Source organism: Sphingobium sp. S6 (assembly GCF_905120495.1).
GTDB lineage: Bacteria > Pseudomonadota > Alphaproteobacteria > Sphingomonadales > Sphingomonadaceae > Sphingobium > Sphingobium agri.
Genome location: NZ_CAJHOG010000004.1, coordinates 225998 through 244031, shown reverse-complemented (window position 1 = coordinate 244031; position 18034 = coordinate 225998). Strand labels below are relative to the sequence as shown.

Here is an 18034-nt window from a genome sequence, read left to right as displayed (position 1 = left end):
GCAAGACCAAGGAACGGCTTCATCAAAGGCGCGTTTGCGGTCTTGAAATACAGGGAGATGAAAAAATGCGCATCACATTGATGATCGTCGGCGCCGGGCTTACGCTCGCGGCCTGTAATCAGGCGAGTGAACAACGCACTGCCGACGCATTGGACTCCGCTTCCAATACAGCAGAGCGTGCGGGCGACCGCATCGAAAATGTGGCGGACAATGCGCTTAACTCCTTGAAACCGGCACCGAACGCGCAGGAATTCGTGAACCTCGCCGCCAAGAGCGATGCGTTCGAAATCGCCGCTGCGAAACTCGCTGCGACCAATGCCGCGTCGCCCGAGGTCAAGGCGTTCGCACAGCAGATGATCAAGGCGCATTCGGAATCCACCGCGAAGATCAAGGCGGCTGCTGGCAAGTCACGCCCGACCGTGACGCCCGACCCGGCGCTGACGGCTGATCAGAAAGAAGAGCTGGACGAGCTGCGGCAAAAGAAGGGCGCGGCCTTTGACGAGGAATATGTCGATGGGCAGGTGGATGCGCATGAGGATGCGCTGGCGCTGATGCGATCCTACGCATCCGGCGGCACGCATGCGGCGCTGAAGGCGGTAGCGGGCGAGATCGCGCCGGTTGTCGAAGGTCATTTGAAGATGGCGCGTGATCTGGAGGCGAAGACTGATAAATAACGGTCCGGCAGCGGCAGCCTGCACGGAGCCGCTGTTCCGGTCTCTGCCTTGTCCTGAACGCATAAAATGAACCTGTTTGACCTCGATCTCGCTCTGCCAATCCTTGGTGCTATCGTCGCCGGTGGTATCGTTGGTGCCGAGCGGGAATATCGCGCCAGCCCTGCCGGGTTTCGCACGCATATTCTGGTCAGCCTGTCCTGCGCGCTGCTGATGCTGGCGGCCGTGCACCAGGTTCGGTGGCTCAGCGACACGCCGGACGATATTATCCGGATCGACCCCGTGCGCATGGCGCATGGCGTGCTGACCGGTATCGGCTTTCTGTGTGGTGGCGTGATATTTCGCGAAGGGTTCAACGTCCGGGGCCTCACCACCGCTGCATCGCTATGGTCCACATCCTCGCTGGGAGTGCTGTTCGGCGTCGGCTTTTACAGCCTCGCCATCGGGGGAACGGTGGCGACTTTGCTCGTCCTCACGGCGGTGAATATCTCCGACCGCTTCCTGCCGCAGCGCCGCCATGCCCTCGTCAAGGTGCGCTATGATCGTGGTTCGCCGGTTTCGCAGAAAGCGTTCCGCTCTCTTCTTGCGGACGCTCATCTGCATCCCAGTTCGATACGGCAGCAGCTGAAGGACGATTATCTGGAGTTCAGCACGACGGTCGCGGGTGATAATGAGGAGAGGATGGAGCTCCTGACCAGCGCGCTGAGGCAAGATGCGCATGTCGTGGGCTTCGACTATGTGCCCCATGGGGCATAACCCAATGGTTATCGATCCTGTCAACTAGACTGGAGCGGCTGGCGAAGGGGCTCTCCCGAGGATCATGTCGGAAGCCTTCTCGGCAATCATGATCGTCGGCGCATTGGTGTTGCCGGAAACCACCTGCGGCATGATGGAAGCGTCCACAACGCGCAGTTTCTCGGTCCCGTGCACCCGCAGGGTGGCGTCCACGACCGCGTCATCTCCGCTGCCCATCTTGCACGTTCCGGCAGCATGATGATCGTTGGTCAGGGTCGCGCGGATATAAGCGTCGAGCGCCGTATCATCGTCCAAGTCGCGAACGGGAATGTCTGCCTGCACGCCAAATTCCTGGAAGGCTGGCTGGCGGTAAATCTCGATCGCCGTACGCAAGGCCGCTCGCAAACGCTTCCGGTCCCCTTCTTCCCCCAGATAATTGGCGTCGAGGATCGGCAAGGCCGACGGATCTGCGGAGGCGAGGCGCAACTCGCCCCGGCTTTCCGGCACGGTAAGCTCCATCCGGTTGACCATGCCATGTTCGGGCAAGGGATCGCCCGTCATATGATCGAGCCTGATGGGGACGAACTGATATTTGATGTCCGGCACCGCCTGTTCCTGCACCGATCGGATCATGCCCACCGCCTCGATCGAACATTCCGCCATGAAGCCACTTCGGCCAAAGACCCCCCGCATCAACTCTTTTCCGGCATAGAGCGGGCTCAGCAGCCTAGCTTGCGACAAGGGCGCGGTGCAGGTCGCGTGGGCAGTGATGCTGGCATGATCGTGCAGATTGCGGCCCACGCCCTTCAGGTCCGCATGAGCGGCAATGCCGTGGGAGGCCAGTTGGTCGCCATCGCCGATGCCGGAAAGCAGAAGCAGATGTGGAGACTGGAACGCACCGGCGGACAGGATCACTTCGCCCGCCGCGAAGCGATGCAGGTTCCTGCCTTGCCGCAGTTCGATGCCGGTGGCCCTTTGCTTCTCCAATATGATGCGGGTGACGTGGGCACCCGTCATCACCGTCAGGTTCGGCCGATGGCGGGCAGGACGGAGATAGGCCGACGCCGTACTCCAGCGCCGCCCGCGCCAGATCGTGGACTCGGCAGGCCCGAAGCCTTCCCTGCGCGCCCCGTTTATATCTTCATTATAGGGATAGCCCTCCTGTACCCCCGCCTGGATGAAGGCCTTCGCCAGCGGGTTGTTCACCGGCGACCGCTGCACATGCAGTGGTCCTCCCGTGCCATGATAGGCGTCCTCACCGCATGCATGATCTTCCGCGCGCTTGAAGTAGGGCAGCACCTCCCGATAGCTCCAGCCATCATTCCCCATCGCGGCCCAACCATCATAGTCCTGCGCCGCGCCACGGCAGTAAAGCATGCCGTTGGTGGAGCTTGACCCGCCCAGCACCTTGCCGCGCACATCGCGCATGACCCGGCCGTCGACATGGGCCTGCGGCGCGGTGGGATAGACCCAGGCGAACTTGCCGGGCCGGTACATGGCGGTGAAGAAGCCGGGCATATGGATCAGGGGGCTGCGATCGGCAGGGCCAGCCTCCAGCAGCAGCACGTGCAATCCCGTGCCATCCGTCAGGCGATTGGCCAAAACGCAACCGGCGGACCCGGCGCCGACGATGATGATGTCAAAATGCTTTCGCGCCACTGCCCACGTCTCTCCTGCCGGGCATTGATGCAGCGGAGGAGCGTCTCTTCCTCCCGATGCTCATGCCTCTTGTGGAGGAGTGGTACTCAACTGTTCGGTTGCCGTAAAGGAGGATGCATGCCCTCTTAGACGACGCCATTTCCTAACCTGAGATGGCGGCTGTTTCGATCGGCGGAACCCGGCCCCCATGAAAGGAGTCGCTTGTAGACCTGGCGCATCATGCGCGCTGGCAAGGAGGTTCTCATGGCTCAAAAAGGTGCAGGCGGTAATCCGGGGGCGATCACGAAGAAGGGCGGCGATGGCGCCAGCGGAAGCACGGGCACGGGACGCGGCGGCGGCAACAATGCCCGGGGGTCGCAGTCCGCCTCGAAGGGCAAGGACAAGCAGATGCAAGCGCAGGAGAATGCCGCTCAAAAGCGCAAGGACGAAGGCGGCTATCAGTAACCACCAGGGTTTGAGCCGTTCATCCCGGCGAGGAAGGCGCGAAACTGACGTCCAGAAAGTCCTTCAGCGCCTTCCATGACAGGATATGCGCGGCGCGATCATAGCGCATGCGGGGGTCGCCGAGCGAACCGACATCTTCATTGGTGAAGCTGTGGAAGGCTGGGCCGTAGTTCGTCAGCTGCCAGACCGCCTCCGCATGCCGCATCTCTTCCTCGAAAGCGGCCACATCTTCCGGCGGCACGAGCGGGTCACGATCGCCGGTGAACACAGCGATCCGCGCCATCTTCTGATCAGGGCGTGCCGGTGCGTTCGTCGTCAAGAGGCCGTGGAAGCTGCCGACAGCGGCGACCGGCGCACCCGACCGCGCCAGTTCCAGCACGGTGAATCCGCCAAAGCAGAAGCCGATCGCCGCACATTGCGTAGCATCGACGCCGGAGATCGCCAGCAGTTCGTCAAACCCCGACCGCACTCGTTGCCGCAGCAGCGGAGGATCGTCCTTGAACCGCTGAAGAGCCGCGAACATCGCCTCGCCTTGCAGCACATGGCCGCCGCCATGCATGTCCGCCGCCAGCACGAAATAGCCGTCCTCTGCGAGCATGGCGCAATGACGCCGGACATTGCCGCCGATTCCATCTGCTTCATGGACGACCAGCATCGCCCTGCCATTAGGCTGACCCGAAGGGCGGTAGATCTCGCCGATCAATTCGACATCGCCGTCGCGATAGACATGCGGTTGGCCAGCGGCGATCGAGTTCATGCGCGTCTCCCAAGCGGTTTGCAGGCTCAACCTTGTGGGTAGGAAATCGATCCCGCCTCAATGCAGCCCGATGGCGTGTAATGCGGCCTTCAGGCCTTGGCCCGCGCATGTTCCAGATGGGAGTCGATCAACGCCGCGCAGGTGTCTTCCAGCGCCTGTGCCGGACCCTGGCTGCCGAAGACATGATGCGTCGCCATCGCGCCCTCGATGACCAGGATCAGCCCGTCAGCCAGCTTCTCCGGCTCGGCCACGCCCAGATCCCGGCTGAGATCGCAAAACAGCGCACGGAAATCCGATTTACAGCTTTCCACGATCAGGCGGCCCGGATGACCGGGCTCGGGCAGTTCGACCGCGACATTGCTGATCAGGCAGCCGCGAAAATCGGCCCGGCGCATCTTTTCCGCCTTGTGCCGGATCACGGCATCCAACCGATCGCGCGGGTCCGGACCGGCCGCGTTCAGCGCCGCGTAAATACCCGCAACGCCAGCCTCCACATCTTCCCGCAGGCAGGCGGCGACAAGTTCGTCCTTTGACCGGTATGCGCGGTACAGGCTGGGTTTGGTGACGCCTGCCTCGCAGACGATCTCATCCACCCCCACGGCCCTGATTCCGCGCCTGTAGAAGAGATCCTTGGCCGTCTCGAATATCTTCGAAGCTGCTGTTTTCTTTGGCGTTCCTTCCGCGCAGCCGCAATCGGAACCAAATGTCAGGCCCATAAACAAAAATTCCGCATCCTCTCGCTTGACGGCCATGTAACAGATCGGTACGTACCGCGCAAGAGACGTACCGGTCAGTAACATAACCGTAAGATAAGTGTGGGGCAGACGATGTATCTTTCCAAAGTCAAAGCCGACTCGGAAATCCAACAGGATGCGCCTGAAGGACGGCGTTGGAAGCCTGCCTACCTTCTGCTTCCGGCGGCAGGAGTGCTCGCCATATGGGCGGGCATGAGCTGGTGGAACGGCACGCCCGCACCCGCCGCACCGCCTCCGGCGGTGGTAACCGTCGCCACGCCGCTATCCCGGATGGTCGTCGATTGGGACGATTATGTCGGCCGGTTCGAGGCAAGCAAGGCAGTGGAGGTCCGGCCCCGCGTGTCAGGCCAGCTTGTCGGCATCCACTTCCGCGATGGCGATGTGGTGAAGAAGGGGCAGCTGCTCTTCACCATTGACCCGCGACCCTTCACAGCCGCGTTGCAGGAATCGCAGGCACAGGTCGCCAGTGCATCGACCGCATTGGGGCTTGCCCGGGCTGAGCTTGGCCGTGCCACGCGGCTGATCGCTGACGAAGCCGTCAGCGCGGAGGAAGTCGATTCCCTTCGCGCCCGGGTGCGATCGGCGCAGGCGCAGCTTGCCGCCGCCCAGGCAGGTGTACGGGCGCGCCGCCTCAATGTCGAGTTCGCCTATATTCGCGCGCCGATCACCGGGCGGATTTCCGACCGCCAGGTGGATGTCGGCAATCTGGTGGCGGGCGATACGGCCGCTGGGGCAACGGTGTTGACGACGATCAACGCGCTCGACCCGATCTACTTCTCCTTTAACGGCTCCGAAGCGCTCTACCTGAAGCATCGCCGCCAGGCGGATGCGAGCCAGCAGGTGGAGATCCGGCTCCAGGACGAAACCGGCTACAAGTGGAAGGGCAGGGTCGACTTCACCGACAATGCGATCGATCGCGGGTCGGGCACCATCCGGGGCAGGGCGGTCGTTTCCAATCCTGAATCCTTCCTGGTGCCCGGCATGTTCGGCAATATGCGCCTGGGCTCTGGCGCGCCGCATCGCGCGTTGCTGGTCCCGGATGGGGCCGTCATGACCGATCAGGCGCGCAAGCTGGTATATGTCGTCAACAAGGATGGCAGCACCACGGCCAAGCCGGTCCAGATCGGCGCGCTCGCCAATGGCCTGCGGGTCATCCGGTCGGGCCTGTCGCCATCCGATCAGGTAGTCATTCAGGGCAGCCAGTTCATCCAGCCCGGCAAGAAGGTCAAACCCGTCGCGGGGCGTATCGAAGCAGCACCGTCATCGACCAGCGAACCGGTTTCCGCGCCGGTCGCGTCGCAGGCCACGCTGGCCGACTGACCATAGGGCCGGCATGGGAGCCGCAGCGCCGGACGGCGCCACGGCGGCCCCTGCCCGGGAAAGGGAATAAGGGAAGAGATCATGCGTCTCAGCCACGTCTTCATCAAACGGCCGATCTTCGCCGGCGTCATCGCAGTGATCATCACCATCGTCGGCGCGCTTGCCTATTTCGGCTTGCCCGTCGCGCAATATCCCGACGTCGTGCCCCCCACGGTCACGGTCAGCGCCAACTATCCGGGCGCGTCGTCCGAAACGATCGCCGACACCGTGGCCGCGCCGCTGGAGCAGGAAATCAACGGCGTCGACGACATGCTCTACATGTCGAGCCAGTCGACCGGCGACGGACGGCTGACCATCACGGTCACCTTCAAGCAGGGCACCGACCTGGATGAAGCGCAGGTGCTGGTGCAGAACCGGGTCGCGCTCGCCGAACCCCGGCTGCCCGAGGATGTGCGGCGGCAGGGCGTGGTGACGCGCAAGACCACACCCGACTTCCTGCTGGTCGCGAACTTGATTTCGCCCGGCAACACGCTCGATCGCGCTTACCTTTCCAACTATGCGCTGACCCAGATGAAGGACCGGCTCGCGCGCATCGACGGCGTGGGTGAGGTTCGCATCTTCGGCGCGCGTGACTATGCGATGCGCGTGTGGATCGATCCCGGCCGGGCGGCTGCGCGCAACATGACGGCGGGCGAGATTGTCGAGGCGCTTCGGTCCCAGAATGTACAGGTCGCCGCCGGCGCCATCGGCAAGCCGCCGGAAAGCAGCGCGCCCGCCTATGAGGTGAACCTGGAAACGCAGGGCCGCTTCACCGCGCCCGATCAGTTCGCCAACATCGTCATCAAGAGCGATGGCGATGGCCGCCTGACCCGTCTGTCCGACGTTGCCCGAGTGGAGCTTGGCGCGGAGGATTACGGCATCAACACCTATTTGTCCGGCCAGCCTTCGGTCGGCATCGGCATCTTCCAGCGTCCGGGCAGCAATGCCCTGGCATCCGCGGACGCCGTGCTTGCCGAGCTGAAGACGATGTCCGCCAAATTCCCGGCGGGCATGGAATATCGCGTCATCTACAATCCCACCGACTTCATCCGGGAATCCGTGAGCGCGGTCCAGCACACGCTGCTGGAGGCGGTGGTGCTGGTCGTCATCGTCATCCTCGTCTTCCTGCAAAGCTGGCGTGCGGCGATCATTCCCGTCCTTGCCATCCCCGTATCGCTGGTCGGGACCTTCGCGGTGTTGGCGGGACTTGGCTATTCGCTCAACAACCTGTCGCTGTTCGGGCTGGTGCTCGCCATCGGCATCGTCGTCGATGACGCCATCGTCGTCGTCGAAAATGTCGAGCGCAATCTGGAACATGGCATGACCCCGCGCGAGGCGTCGCATCGATCGATGGACGAAGTGTCGACCGCGCTGGTCGCCATCGTGCTGGTGCTGTGCGCGGTGTTCATCCCGACGATGTTCCTGACTGGCCTGACGGGTGAATTCTACCGCCAGTTCGCCGTCACCATCTCGGCGGCGACGATCATCTCGCTCATCCTGTCGCTGACCTTGTCGCCCGCGCTCGCCGCCTTGCTGCTGCGTCCGAAGGCGGAGGATGAGCCCGAAGGCCGGTGGAAGCGCATGGCCTATCGCGGGGGCAAGCGGTTCAACGCCGCCTTTGATCGGCTCAGCCACTGGTATGCCACCGTCACCCGCGCGATGCTGGGGCGGTTGAAGCTGGTGCTGCTCATCTATGTCGGGCTGGTCGGCCTGACGGCACTGGTGTTCATGTCCACCAAGGCAGGGTTCGTGCCCGCGCAGGACCAGGGCTATGCCATCACGGCGGTGTTCACGCCGTCCGGCACGTCGCTCGCCCAGACCGACAAGGTGCTGCGCGAAACAGCGGCCAAGATGGGCAAGATCCCGGGCGTCAGGGGAACCGTCATGCTGACCGGCTATCATGCGCCGAGCGGCACCGTCGCCCCCAACGCCGCTGCGGCGTTCCTCGTCTTCGACAGCTTTGAAGAGCGCGGCAAGCATGGCTGGACAGAACAGTCCATCATGGCCGAGGCGCGCAAGATCGCGGCGCAAGTCAATGAAGGCCGGGTATTCGTCATCCCGCCGCCGCTGATCCGCGGCATCAGCACCGGCGGCGGCTTCAAGATGATGATCCAGGATCGATCGGGGCGCGGCTATGCGGAACTGAACAAGATCATCGGCGGGCTGCTTGCCGAAGCGAACAAGGATCCCAACCTCTTCTTCGTACACACGAAGTTCGAGGCGTCGGCTCCCCGCATCTTCGCCGATGTCGATCGTGCCAAGGCGGACATGATCGGCGTGTCGCCTGCCCGCGTGTTCGAAGCGATGCAGGTCTATCTTGGCTCGGCTTATGTGAACGACTTCAACCTGCTCGGCCGCACCTATCGCGTGATCGCGCAGGCCGACCTGCCGTTCCGGGATGATGCGGGCGACGTCGCGCAGCTGAAGACGCGCTCGGCCTCGGGCGAGATGGTGCCGGTGGGCGCCGTCGCCACCCTGCATGACAAGACGGGCCCCTATCGCGCCGTTCGCTACAATCTCTATCCCGCGATCGATGTGGAGGGCGATGTCGCGCCCGGCCATTCCTCGGGTCAGGCGATGGCGGCGATGGAGCGTCTGGCGGCCAAGCTTCCGACCGGGGTCACCAGCGAATGGACGGAGGTCGCCTATCTTCAGAAGGTGGCGGGCAATGCGGCGATACTGGTGTTCGCCGCGGCAACGCTCTTCGTCTTCCTGGTGCTGGCGGCGCAGTTTGAAAGCCTGATGCTGCCGCTGGCGATCATCCTGATCGTGCCGATGACGCTGCTCGCTGCCATGATCGGGGTCAATCTGCGCGGCATGGACAATAATATCCTGACGCAGATCGGGCTTGTCGTGTTGATCGGCCTCGCCGCCAAAAATGCGATCCTGATCGTCGAGTTCGCCAAGCAGGCGGAAGAAGAAGGCATGGGTCCGATCGACGCCGTGGTTCGCGCGGCGCAAAACCGGCTGCGGCCGATCCTGATGACCAGCTTCGCCTTCATCCTTGGCGTTGTGCCGCTCGTCATCGCAAGCGGTCCCGGTGCGGAGTTGCGGCAGGCGCTGGGAACGGCGGTCTTCTCCGGTATGCTCGGCGTCACCTTCTTCGGCCTTGTCTTCACGCCAGCCTTCTACGTGGTCACTCGCGCGCTGTCGGAACGGATGCAGCGTTGGCGGGAGCGGAAGGGGCCACGTCATGCGGTGCCCGTGCTGGGCCCAGCGGAATGAGAAAAATGATGACGACACGATATCTGCTGATCGGCGCAGCCTCCCTGACGCTCGCCGCCTGTGCTGCGGGGCCAGACTATGTCCGTCCGCAGCCGGGGGCCAGCGCGCAGGGCCAGTTCGTCGCCGCACGCCCCGCGATCACCACGCCTGATGCGCCGCAGGACGGCTGGTGGCGCCTGTATCAGGACCCGGTGCTTGACGGCCTCGTCGGCAACGCCCTGGCCGCCAATACCGACCTGCGGGTAGCGATCGCCAATCTGGAACGAGCGCAGGCGTCGCTGCGGGAAAGCCGCACGCAATTGCTGCCCCAGACCACCGTTTCGGCACAGCCTACCTATGGCCGCACCTCCGCGCTCCAGCGGGCGCCCGGCTTGCCAGCGGAAGACTGGCGCATCGATGCGGGCCTGAACGTCAATTATGAGGTCGATCTGTTCGGCCGCGTTCGCCGCGCGCTCGAAGCGTCACGCGCCGATGTGGGTGCCGCTGTCGCCGCCGCCGATGCCGTGCGCGTCACCGTGGTTGCCGAGACGGTCAGGGCCTATGCCGAGGCATCGTCGGCGGCCGAGCGGATCGCGGTGGCAGAGCGCACGCTGGACCTGCTCGATCGCACCGTCGATCTCAGCGCCAAGCGCTTCGCCGCCGGGCGCACCAGCCGCCTCGACGTCGCGCGCGTGACTGCGCTGCGGAGCCAGCAGCAGGCGACCATTCCACCCCTTCGCGCCCAGCGCGACGCAGCGCTGTTCCGGTTGGCCCTCCTCACCGGAAGAGCGCCGGCTGACCTCCCCCCCGAGGTCGGCCAGCGCGCGGTCACCCTCAGACTGGATCGCCCCATTCCGGTCGGGGATGGCCGCGCGCTACTTGCCCGGCGGCCGGACGTGCGGGAGGCGGAGCGCAGACTTGCGGCTGAGACCGCCCGGATCGGCGTGGCAACGGCTGATCTGTATCCGCGCATCACCCTGGGCGGGTCGATCGGATCGACCAGCAACACGATAAGCGACATGTTCGGGGCCGGACCGCTGCGCTGGCTTGCCGGGCCACTGCTCAGCTGGGCCTTCCCCAATATGGAAGGAGGCCGCGCGCGCGTGGCGCAGGCGGAAGCGGCCACCCGATCGGCGCTCGCGACTTTCGACGGGGCGGTGTTGAAGGCGCTTCAGGAAACGGAAACGGCGCTGTCTGCCTATGCGCACAGGCTGGAACAGCGGCAGGCACTACTATCTGCCGTAGAGCAGGCGCGCGTCGCGGCGCGGATCAGCCGGGCGCAGCTTCGCGAAGGGCGCGCGGACTCGCTCACCGTCCTTGATGCGGAGCGGACTCTGGCCGGAGCGGAGGCTGATCTTGCCAATGCCGATGCGCAGGTCGCCGCCAGCCAGATCGACCTGTTCCGGGCGCTCGGCGGCGGTTGGCAGACGGACGCGGCTCCGACGGCTCAAGCTGCCAGCAGCGTCCAGTGATGAGGGGGTGGGCCGCAGCCCACCCCGCACATCTTATAGGCCGTCCAGGCCCTTACTGACCAGAATGTTCACCGCGACACGGCGGTTCTGGGCCTTGCCTTCAGGCGTATCGTTGCTCGCGACCGGATCGGCTTCGGACATGCCGGTCGGCGTCAGCATGCGGTAGGGCTTCCACTTGCAGGCCTGCTGCAGATAGTTGACGACCCGGCCAGCGCGCTTCTCGCTAAGCTCCTGGTTATATTCCTCGTCACCCACCGAATCGGTGTAGCCCACGACCAGCAGCAGGGCGTTGTTCATGCCCTCGGCGGTGCTCGCCGCTGCGCACAGGTCATTCTTGGCCTGCGGCGACAGCACGGCCTTGCCAGTGTCGAAATTCACGTTGGTCGTGGCTTTGACATTATACTGGTCGATCTCGCTCATGCGTCCGCGCAGCGCATCGGTCGCCGCCGTCTGCTCGGCGAAGCGCTGGTCCGTGCCGTTGTAGATCATCGACGCGGTCTTCAGATCCTTGTTCTGAAGCTTGATCGCGCTCGCCACCAGGCCATCGCCTGACTGAAGCGTCTGGACGGTCACCGGCACGCCGTTCAGCAGCGAGGTTGCAGCCAGCCGCGCGCGACCAAGGCCCAGGAAGCCCTTGACGGCGCTGATCTTCGTCGCGTCGTTGATGGTGATCACCGACTTGGTGCCGTCTTCCGCCGTCACCTGCATCCTGTCACCGCTGCGCGCGGAGATGATTCCCTTGACCTCGGGGCCCTTGACGGCCTCGGCCGAAGGAACATAGGCAGTTGCCGAGACATCCGCTGCAGGCTGTTCCTGGGTCTGCTCCTGCGTCTGCGCCAGGCTGGCCGAAGACACCCCGCCAAGCAGGGTCAGCATTAAGAGACAATTATATCCCTTTGAAAAGACAGTCATCACGCTACTCCTTTTAAGATCCGGACAGTCGGGCCTGCTTCATTGCAGCTTTTCGTCCGACCGCCGATCGCGTGATGGCGTATTCAGCTGTCAGAACCCCCTCCATTACTTCACAAGATATGCCGCATGGCGCCAAGAATAGCGCCACGTGCGCCTTGCCTGTTCTTGCCAACCTTTCTCTTACATGAACGCGCGGTTGTTGCCCTGACATGTTCGGCCATTGGAGCGTCTCGTGCGCCGGATGGATGCGCGCCGATATGCGCTTGATGCGTTCAGGGCGTTCGCTCACTCATCATGTCGGACTTAGTCCATTTGTGGGTGGTCGCCACGAATCTGGCAGCGAATAATGCCGCTCGCCACCCGCTAAGTGGGGGTATGAGCCTTCTCAAGGGCCGGTAAGGAGAGACGATGACTGCCGACGATTATTTCGCCATTCAGAATGTGCTGTTCAGCTATCCCTTCGCGCTCGATGCCGGTGATTTCGATGCGGTGGGTGAATTGCTGGGCGATGCCGTGGTGCGCAGTGGTGGCGCGATCATGGCGGACCGTGATGCCGCAGCGGTCGCAAAGTCATTTCGCGACTGGGTGCTGACCTATGCCGATGGATCGCCGCGCACGCGCCACATGCTGGCCAATGTGATGATCGTGCCCGAAGGCGAGGGGAGGGCGAAAGTCAGTTCCTACGTCATGGTCTTCCAACAGGCGGATGGCGGCCCGCTTCAGCCGGTCATCGGCGGCGACTATCTCGACCGGATGGAAAAGATCGACGGGCGGTGGCGCATTGTCGAACGGACCATGGGCAATGACCTGATCGGCGACCTGTCCCGTCATGGGCGCGACTTCGGCATCATCCGGCCGACGCGCGCAAATGGCGCGCGGCCGCTGTCAGAATAGCGCAGCGCCGCCTTCACTCCCCAAGGAGAACAGCCAACCTCGCGGCTTGTGCTCTGACTGCGCTTAGAGATGCCACGGGCATGTCGGCTACATTCATCCTGGCTCTCCTTCTGCTATGCGCGGGAGAGCGCGGCCACGGCGAGCATCCGGGAGACCTACAAATTGACTAGATGAAGCAGAAACTCTTGGCCAACCTCCCATCTGGGAAGCGGTAGCACCGGGGCAGCTGCTAGAATCGTCGCCATAAAAAGGAGAGACATGATGAGCGACGATCCGGTGACAAACGGCCATGCGTGGCGCGCCTTTTGTAACGAACTGGCGGACCTGGGGGACCTTGTCCTCGATCCCGGCAATCCCGCCTCGCCGCTCGACCGGGCGGAGGGCTACCGCTACCTCACACGCCTCCTGCGCCTAGGGCTGGAGCAGCATGTGGAGGCGCGCGATACCAGCTTTCCCTTCTTCTACCAGCTCAGCCATACGACCGGGAAAATTGGTGCGGACAATCCCGACAATGTCTATTGGAATGCCCGGATCGACGGCCGGTTCGACTATCGACTGACGGTGAAGCGCGGCACGATGGCTTACCTTTCGATCGTCGCCAACGCCTTCCGCTATCATGAGGATGGCACGAACAAGGCGACGGGCGCGCTCGTCGACAGCGAGATCATATGGGATGAGAATGGCGTCGCCGAGATCATCGCCAGCACGACGCCCCAGCCGAAGAACTGGCTGCGGCTGGAGCCTGATGCGAGCATGATCATCGTCCGGCAAAGCTATCTCGATCGGTCCAGCGAGAAGCCCGGCGAGTTCAGGATCGAACGCATCGATGGCCCCGCGACGCCCACGCCGCTCGACGCTGCTGCACTGGGCGCGGGGCTGAAGGAAACGACCGCCTTCATCCGTGGCATTGTCAGCACCTTCATCGACTGGTCGAAGCTGTTCCGCGAAACGCCCAATCAGTTTCCCGACATCGACCAGTCGATGTTCCAGAAGGGCGGCGGGGCCAAGGATATCTTTTATGCTCATGCCTATTGGAAACTGGCACCCGATGAAGCCTGGGTGATCGAAGTCACCCCGCCGGACTGCTATTACTGGAATTTCCAGATCGACAATTGGTGGATGGAATCGCTCGACTATCGTTTCCTCAAAGTCACGGTGAACCAGAGCAGCGCGCATCTGGAGCCGGGCGGACGCCTCATCATGGTTGTCGCCGCTCAGGACCCGGGCTTTGGCAACTGGCTCGACACTGCCGGTCATGAGGAAGGAACGGCACTGCTTCGCTGGGCAGGGGCGACTGATCATCCCTTGCCGACGGCAAAGGTCGTGAAGCTGAGCGACATCAGGCGATGATTTCATGACCAACATATCACCCCGTCACAGCAGGCGGGGCGATATGTTGCTTCAATCTTCGCGCGTGAAGTTGTCCGGCCCCCAATAGGCGACCATTTCCGTGATCAGTCCCGCGTCATCAAAGGTCATGACGTCGAGCGTTTCGACACGGTACACAGGGCGGCTGCGAAGGGTCCGGACGATGAAGGCGGCCGCTGCCTGATTGCCCGCGATGCGCACGGCGCCTTCCAGCTTCATGTCATTCGCGCCGCCCGATGCGGCAAAGCCCGCCTCGAAAAAGGACCGCAATGCAGCCTTGCCGTGATGGGAAGGCGCATTGGCGGGATCACGCACTACCGCCTCCTCCGCGAACAGCGCAAGGATGCCCTCGACATCGCCCGCGCTTTGCCGTTCCGCATAAGCTCCGAAAACGGACCTTATATGGTCGGCAGGCGGCCCTTTGCTCTCCTGCGGGGCCATGTCACTCGCGATGCTGGGCAGTTCTGCCATCCCATGTTCTCCGTTGTGTCAGGCGGATAGCCAAAGCAGGACGGGAGCCATGCCGCCTCCCCCATTTGGACTAATCGCGGATCAATGCGCGAGCGAAGGCATGGTCCGGGCGCTGGAACTCTATCAGCGGTTCGAACAATCAAGGTCGGAACGGGCCGTGATGATTGAGGCTGTCGAGCAGTTCGCCGTCGGCACGATCCTGCTCGATGCCGCCCGTTCGCGCTCGCCCCCACCGAAGGCGCGATCGCGGCAGCGCTTGCCAACGGCGCGTCCCTCTGGGAAGCCGCCCGACGACCGCGCACGGCGGAAAATACCGTCCGTGCGCATCTGCACTCGATCTTCTCCAAGCTCGGGATAAACCGGCAGTTGCAGCTGGTTCACCTGATCCACACCAGCTTCCCGGAAATCCTCTAATTCAGCCCGATACCGGCCGCATCAGCTCGATCCGCACCCCATCGGGATCAGCGCCATGCAGCAATTCGATCTGCGGCGTCTTCACATGCGCCTCTTCCACAAAATAGCCGCCCCGCTCGCTGAGCGCTGCTGATGTCTTTTCCGGCTCATCATCCCAGAAAGCCAGATGCGTCAGGCCAAAGCGATTGAGCGGCTGGCGCTCACGCGATCCGAAGCTGTCCGGTTCGAACACTTTCAAAAGCTCGACCGTGTTGCCCTGCGCGTCGCGCACCATCTGCGCGCGCAGCTTGATGCCGGGCACCTCGTTGATCACGCCCAGCCAATCAAGCCCCTGATCCAGAACATAATTCTCCGCCGCCGTGAAGCCCAGCGCCTCATAATAGCGGAGCGAAACGTCGATATCCTGCACGCAGATGCCGCTGTGCGAGAAGCGTTCCGCCTCGCCCGGTGCTTTCATCAACTCGACACGCACCCCATCGGGATCGGTGCAATAGAGCATCGTCGTGTCGTTCCCGGCAAAATAAGCGCGCGTTTCTTCATAGACCTTGCCTCCCGCCTCACGGATCCGCGCGGCCCAGGCATCGATGTCGTCCACGTAAAAGGAAATGTGCACCAGCCCATATTGCAGCGTCGACCGCTTTTCCCGTGGGCCGGTCGCCGCAGGTGCCAGAAACTGGAGCAGTTCGATCACCGGCCCATCGGCCCGCTTCAGCATCACCGCCCGCAACCGCACGCCGGGCAGTTGCATGGTCTTTTCCATGTCGGCGCCTTCGATGACGCCATGGTCCTGATAGGGTTCGAAACCAAGCGCATCCTGATAGAAGCGCGACGATGTTTCGATGTCGCTCACGCAAATGCCGCGATGTGATAATGTGACCATAGCTCTCTCCTGGATAGAGGCCGCAGTCTGGGTGCCCCAGCCCGGTCCTTCTTTCGAAAATTCGCTTATGAATCACTCGTAGACGAGCAAGGCCGACGCGGCCACAAAGAATTACGCAGATGCACTCTTTTTGCCTGGCTTATCCCTGAAGATAGGTCGACCTCAGCGCTTCGATCTCCGCATCTCCCAAGCCCAGCCCCTCGCGAACATAGGCGTCAAAGCTGCCATAGCGCTTCGCCACTTCATCGAACGCGGCCTCCAGATAGCTGGCCCGCACAGTCATCACCGGGTCCAGATGGGCAGGATCGATCGGGCTGTTCGACTTGGCCAGCATCTCCTTCGCCCGCTCATTCTTTGCCTTGAGGTAGACATTGCTCGCCAGATAATCCGCCATCACCGTCTCGCGCGGCACGCCAAGCAGCGTCAATATGACCGCGCTTGCCCAGCCGGTCCTGTCCTTCCCCGCCGTGCAGTGATAGAGGATAGGCGCGCCGTTCAGCTCATCCAGCAAGCCGGCATAGGCCCGCCGCGCGCTTCCCAGCGACACGAAATCGCGGTTCGCCGCCGTCAGCAGCTCCGCGCCCTTGCCCGCCGCGATCGCCGCCATCGCCTTGCGCACGTCACCGCCCAGCGATCCCTCGCTGTCCCCTGCAACATCCAGGATCAGGGGCTGGCTTCCGCGCGGCAGCCGGTCGGGCTCCCTCGTCCTTTCGCTTTCGGTGCGCAGGTCCGCGACCAGCCGCAGCCCCAGCCCCTCCATGGCCTTGAGGTCGGCATCGCTCACCCGGTCGAGTTGGTCCGACCGAAACAGCAGGCCCATCTTCACCCACCGCCCATCGGTGGTGCGATAGCCGCCAATATCCCGCAGATTGGCGATGCTCGGCAAATGCAGCGCCCGATCTGCGATGACCAGCGGCGCGCCACGGTCTGGCACCAAAGTGAAATAAGGCCGCGCGCCCGCCGCTGGCATGCTGACCGTGATGCTGTCCTTCCCGGGCCCACGGGCCACGGGCTCGCCTGTCAGCACGGGGAAGGGCGTTGACTCCGCATAAATGGTGACATGGTCCACCCCCGCTGCGTCCCACGCGATCTGATAGTCGTCGCTCGTCCCAAGCTTCGCCGCCGTCGCGGTCAGGAACGGTATGGCCCCGCCGCGCGCTTCGTAAGCAGGGGTGGCGCAACCCGCCAATCCGGCAACAGAAACGGCCAGAGCAGCAGTGACGAAGGCACGGCGGTCGAGCAGCAAAGCGGTCATCCTGCGATCACCCTCTCTGGGAAGAAATATTGCCGCCATCTACGACGATTTCAGACGCGGTGATATAGCTTGCCTCATCGGACAGGAGGAAGCGCACGACCCGCCCCACTTCTTCCGGCGCGCCCAGGCGGCCAAGCAATATGCGCTTTTCGAAATAGCCTTCGGGCATGGCCTCAACCGCCGGGCGCATCATGGGTGTCAGGATCTGGCCGGGCGATACCGAATTGATGCGGATGCCATCTGTCGACAGCCGGTCGGCCATTGACCGGACCAGCGACAATATCCCGCCCTTGGCGGCGCTGTAGATCGGGTTGAGCGCATTGCCGAGCGTCGCATTGATCGACGCGATCGCGACGATGGCCGAACCCGGCTGCGCGGCGAGGTCTTGCCGGATCGCCTGGACGATGAAGGCAAGCGAACGGAGATGGATCGCGATCCCGCTGTCCCAGCTTTCGGCCGTCAGCCCGTCGATCGACGCCGTATCCACGACGCCTGCGGCATGGACCAGCCCGCCCGGCGCGCCAATCGCCTCGCGCGTTGCCGCAAGCGCCGCTTCGATGCCGCCCAGGTCGCGCAGGTCGATAGCTATGTTGGTCGCCGCCGTGCCATGCTCCGCCGTGATGGCGCGGGCCGCTTCAGCGCCCTTGCTGTCATCGATGTCCCATAGGGCGACCGGGCGCCCCACGGCGGCCAGCGCATGGGCGGACGCCAGGCCTATGCCAGATGCACCGCCGGTTATGATGACGGGCGAAGACGGCGATGCGAGAGCAGGGTTGAGCGACAT

The 18034-nt window shown here is 63.4% G+C and carries 17 protein-coding genes; 9 read left to right on the top strand and 8 right to left on the bottom strand.

Features of this window, described 5'->3' with window-relative positions; translation table 11 throughout:
• The first annotated feature begins 65 nt into the window (after positions 1–65).
• Positions 66–674, top strand: coding sequence for a DUF4142 domain-containing protein (locus tag SPHS8_RS14420; RefSeq protein ID WP_201516119.1), 609 nt, complete (start codon positions 66–68; stop codon positions 672–674).
• A 66-nt stretch (positions 675–740) separates the two neighbouring features.
• Positions 741–1427 (top strand): MgtC/SapB family protein, encoded by a 687-nt coding sequence (locus SPHS8_RS14415; RefSeq protein ID WP_201516118.1) that lies wholly within the window; start codon positions 741–743, stop codon positions 1425–1427.
• Between the two features lie 24 nt (positions 1428–1451).
• Here the strand turns inward: SPHS8_RS14415 and SPHS8_RS14410 are convergent, their stop codons facing one another.
• On the bottom strand, positions 1452–3065 hold the full coding sequence (locus tag SPHS8_RS14410; protein ID WP_201516117.1) for a GMC family oxidoreductase: 1614 nt from the start codon (positions 3063–3065) through the stop codon (positions 1452–1454).
• A gap of 243 nt (positions 3066–3308) precedes the next feature.
• Between SPHS8_RS14410 and SPHS8_RS14405 the strand changes: the two genes are divergently transcribed.
• On the top strand, positions 3309–3509 hold the full coding sequence (locus tag SPHS8_RS14405) for a hypothetical protein (RefSeq protein ID WP_141397896.1): 201 nt from the start codon (positions 3309–3311) through the stop codon (positions 3507–3509).
• Positions 3510–3528: 19 nt separating this feature from the next.
• On the opposite strand, the gene SPHS8_RS14400 is transcribed toward SPHS8_RS14405, so the two are convergent.
• On the bottom strand, positions 3529–4266 hold the full coding sequence (locus tag SPHS8_RS14400; RefSeq protein ID WP_201516116.1) for a dienelactone hydrolase family protein: 738 nt from the start codon (positions 4264–4266) through the stop codon (positions 3529–3531).
• A gap of 89 nt (positions 4267–4355) precedes the next feature.
• Positions 4356–4982, bottom strand: coding sequence for a TetR/AcrR family transcriptional regulator (locus tag SPHS8_RS14395; protein WP_201516115.1), 627 nt, complete (start codon positions 4980–4982; stop codon positions 4356–4358).
• Between the two features lie 111 nt (positions 4983–5093).
• Between SPHS8_RS14395 and SPHS8_RS14390 the strand changes: the two genes are divergently transcribed.
• From SPHS8_RS14390 to SPHS8_RS14380, 3 genes are all read left to right on the top strand, one after another.
• Positions 5094–6341, top strand: a complete 1248-nt coding sequence (locus SPHS8_RS14390; protein ID WP_201516114.1) for an efflux RND transporter periplasmic adaptor subunit — start codon at positions 5094–5096, stop codon at positions 6339–6341.
• Positions 6342–6422: 81 nt separating this feature from the next.
• Positions 6423–9605: an efflux RND transporter permease subunit gene (locus SPHS8_RS14385; protein ID WP_201516113.1), complete on the top strand. Its 3183-nt coding sequence runs from the start codon at positions 6423–6425 to the stop codon at positions 9603–9605.
• A 5-nt stretch (positions 9606–9610) separates the two neighbouring features.
• Positions 9611–11056 carry an efflux transporter outer membrane subunit gene (locus tag SPHS8_RS14380; protein WP_443018596.1) on the top strand — a complete coding sequence of 482 codons (1446 nt, stop codon included), beginning with the start codon at positions 9611–9613 and terminating at the stop codon, positions 11054–11056.
• A gap of 33 nt (positions 11057–11089) precedes the next feature.
• On the opposite strand, the gene SPHS8_RS14375 is transcribed toward SPHS8_RS14380, so the two are convergent.
• Entirely contained in the window at positions 11090–11968 is an 879-nt protein-coding gene (locus SPHS8_RS14375; protein WP_201516111.1) for an OmpA family protein, read from the bottom strand.
• 408 nt (positions 11969–12376) lie between these two features.
• Between SPHS8_RS14375 and SPHS8_RS14370 the strand changes: the two genes are divergently transcribed.
• Both SPHS8_RS14370 and SPHS8_RS14365 read left to right on the top strand, forming a co-directional pair.
• Positions 12377–12862, top strand: coding sequence for a nuclear transport factor 2 family protein (locus tag SPHS8_RS14370; protein WP_201516110.1), 486 nt, complete (start codon positions 12377–12379; stop codon positions 12860–12862).
• Positions 12863–13120: 258 nt separating this feature from the next.
• The gene (locus SPHS8_RS14365) at positions 13121–14212 is read left to right on the top strand and encodes a hypothetical protein (protein ID WP_236575173.1); all 1092 of its coding nucleotides are present in this window, start codon (positions 13121–13123) and stop codon (positions 14210–14212) included.
• A 51-nt stretch (positions 14213–14263) separates the two neighbouring features.
• Here SPHS8_RS14365 and SPHS8_RS14360 read toward each other — a convergent pair whose 3' ends face one another.
• A complete protein-coding gene (locus SPHS8_RS14360) occupies positions 14264–14701 on the bottom strand; it encodes a nuclear transport factor 2 family protein (RefSeq protein WP_201516108.1) in 438 nt (145 codons plus the stop codon).
• A 243-nt stretch (positions 14702–14944) separates the two neighbouring features.
• On the opposite strand from SPHS8_RS14360, the gene SPHS8_RS20675 reads away from it, so the two are divergent.
• The gene (locus SPHS8_RS20675; RefSeq protein ID WP_201516160.1) at positions 14945–15115 is read left to right on the top strand and encodes a LuxR C-terminal-related transcriptional regulator; all 171 of its coding nucleotides are present in this window, start codon (positions 14945–14947) and stop codon (positions 15113–15115) included.
• 1 nt (position 15116) lies between these two features.
• Here the strand turns inward: SPHS8_RS20675 and SPHS8_RS14350 are convergent, their stop codons facing one another.
• The 3 genes from SPHS8_RS14350 to SPHS8_RS14340 all read right to left on the bottom strand — a co-directional run bounded on the left by SPHS8_RS14350 (position 15117) and on the right by SPHS8_RS14340 (position 18034).
• Positions 15117–15995 carry a VOC family protein gene (locus SPHS8_RS14350; RefSeq protein ID WP_201516107.1) on the bottom strand — a complete coding sequence of 293 codons (879 nt, stop codon included), beginning with the start codon at positions 15993–15995 and terminating at the stop codon, positions 15117–15119.
• A gap of 139 nt (positions 15996–16134) precedes the next feature.
• Positions 16135–17250, bottom strand: a complete 1116-nt coding sequence (locus tag SPHS8_RS14345; RefSeq protein ID WP_201516106.1) for a tyrosine-protein phosphatase — start codon at positions 17248–17250, stop codon at positions 16135–16137.
• A 7-nt stretch (positions 17251–17257) separates the two neighbouring features.
• Complete coding sequence (locus tag SPHS8_RS14340; protein WP_201516105.1) at positions 17258–18034, bottom strand: SDR family NAD(P)-dependent oxidoreductase; 777 nt, start codon at positions 18032–18034, stop codon at positions 17258–17260.

Coding starts and splice junctions, on each gene's coding strand:
- SPHS8_RS14395 (WP_201516115.1), bottom strand. CDS start 4,982: ATGGGCCTGACATTTGGTTCCGATTGCGGCTGCGCGGAAGGAACGCCA.
- SPHS8_RS14375 (WP_201516111.1), bottom strand. CDS start 11,968: ATGACTGTCTTTTCAAAGGGATATAATTGTCTCTTAATGCTGACCCTG.
- SPHS8_RS14380 (WP_443018596.1), top strand. CDS start 9,611: ATGATGACGACACGATATCTGCTGATCGGCGCAGCCTCCCTGACGCTC.
- SPHS8_RS14360 (WP_201516108.1), bottom strand. CDS start 14,701: ATGGCAGAACTGCCCAGCATCGCGAGTGACATGGCCCCGCAGGAGAGC.
- SPHS8_RS14415 (WP_201516118.1), top strand. CDS start 741: ATGAACCTGTTTGACCTCGATCTCGCTCTGCCAATCCTTGGTGCTATC.
- SPHS8_RS14370 (WP_201516110.1), top strand. CDS start 12,377: ATGACTGCCGACGATTATTTCGCCATTCAGAATGTGCTGTTCAGCTAT.
- SPHS8_RS14385 (WP_201516113.1), top strand. CDS start 6,423: ATGCGTCTCAGCCACGTCTTCATCAAACGGCCGATCTTCGCCGGCGTC.
- SPHS8_RS14420 (WP_201516119.1), top strand. CDS start 66: ATGCGCATCACATTGATGATCGTCGGCGCCGGGCTTACGCTCGCGGCC.
- SPHS8_RS14365 (WP_236575173.1), top strand. CDS start 13,121: ATGATGAGCGACGATCCGGTGACAAACGGCCATGCGTGGCGCGCCTTT.
- SPHS8_RS14390 (WP_201516114.1), top strand. CDS start 5,094: ATGTATCTTTCCAAAGTCAAAGCCGACTCGGAAATCCAACAGGATGCG.
- SPHS8_RS14400 (WP_201516116.1), bottom strand. CDS start 4,266: ATGAACTCGATCGCCGCTGGCCAACCGCATGTCTATCGCGACGGCGAT.
- SPHS8_RS14340 (WP_201516105.1), bottom strand. CDS start 18,034: ATGTCGCTCAACCCTGCTCTCGCATCGCCGTCTTCGCCCGTCATCATA.
- SPHS8_RS14345 (WP_201516106.1), bottom strand. CDS start 17,250: ATGACCGCTTTGCTGCTCGACCGCCGTGCCTTCGTCACTGCTGCTCTG.
- SPHS8_RS14405 (WP_141397896.1), top strand. CDS start 3,309: ATGGCTCAAAAAGGTGCAGGCGGTAATCCGGGGGCGATCACGAAGAAG.
- SPHS8_RS14350 (WP_201516107.1), bottom strand. CDS start 15,995: ATGGTCACATTATCACATCGCGGCATTTGCGTGAGCGACATCGAAACA.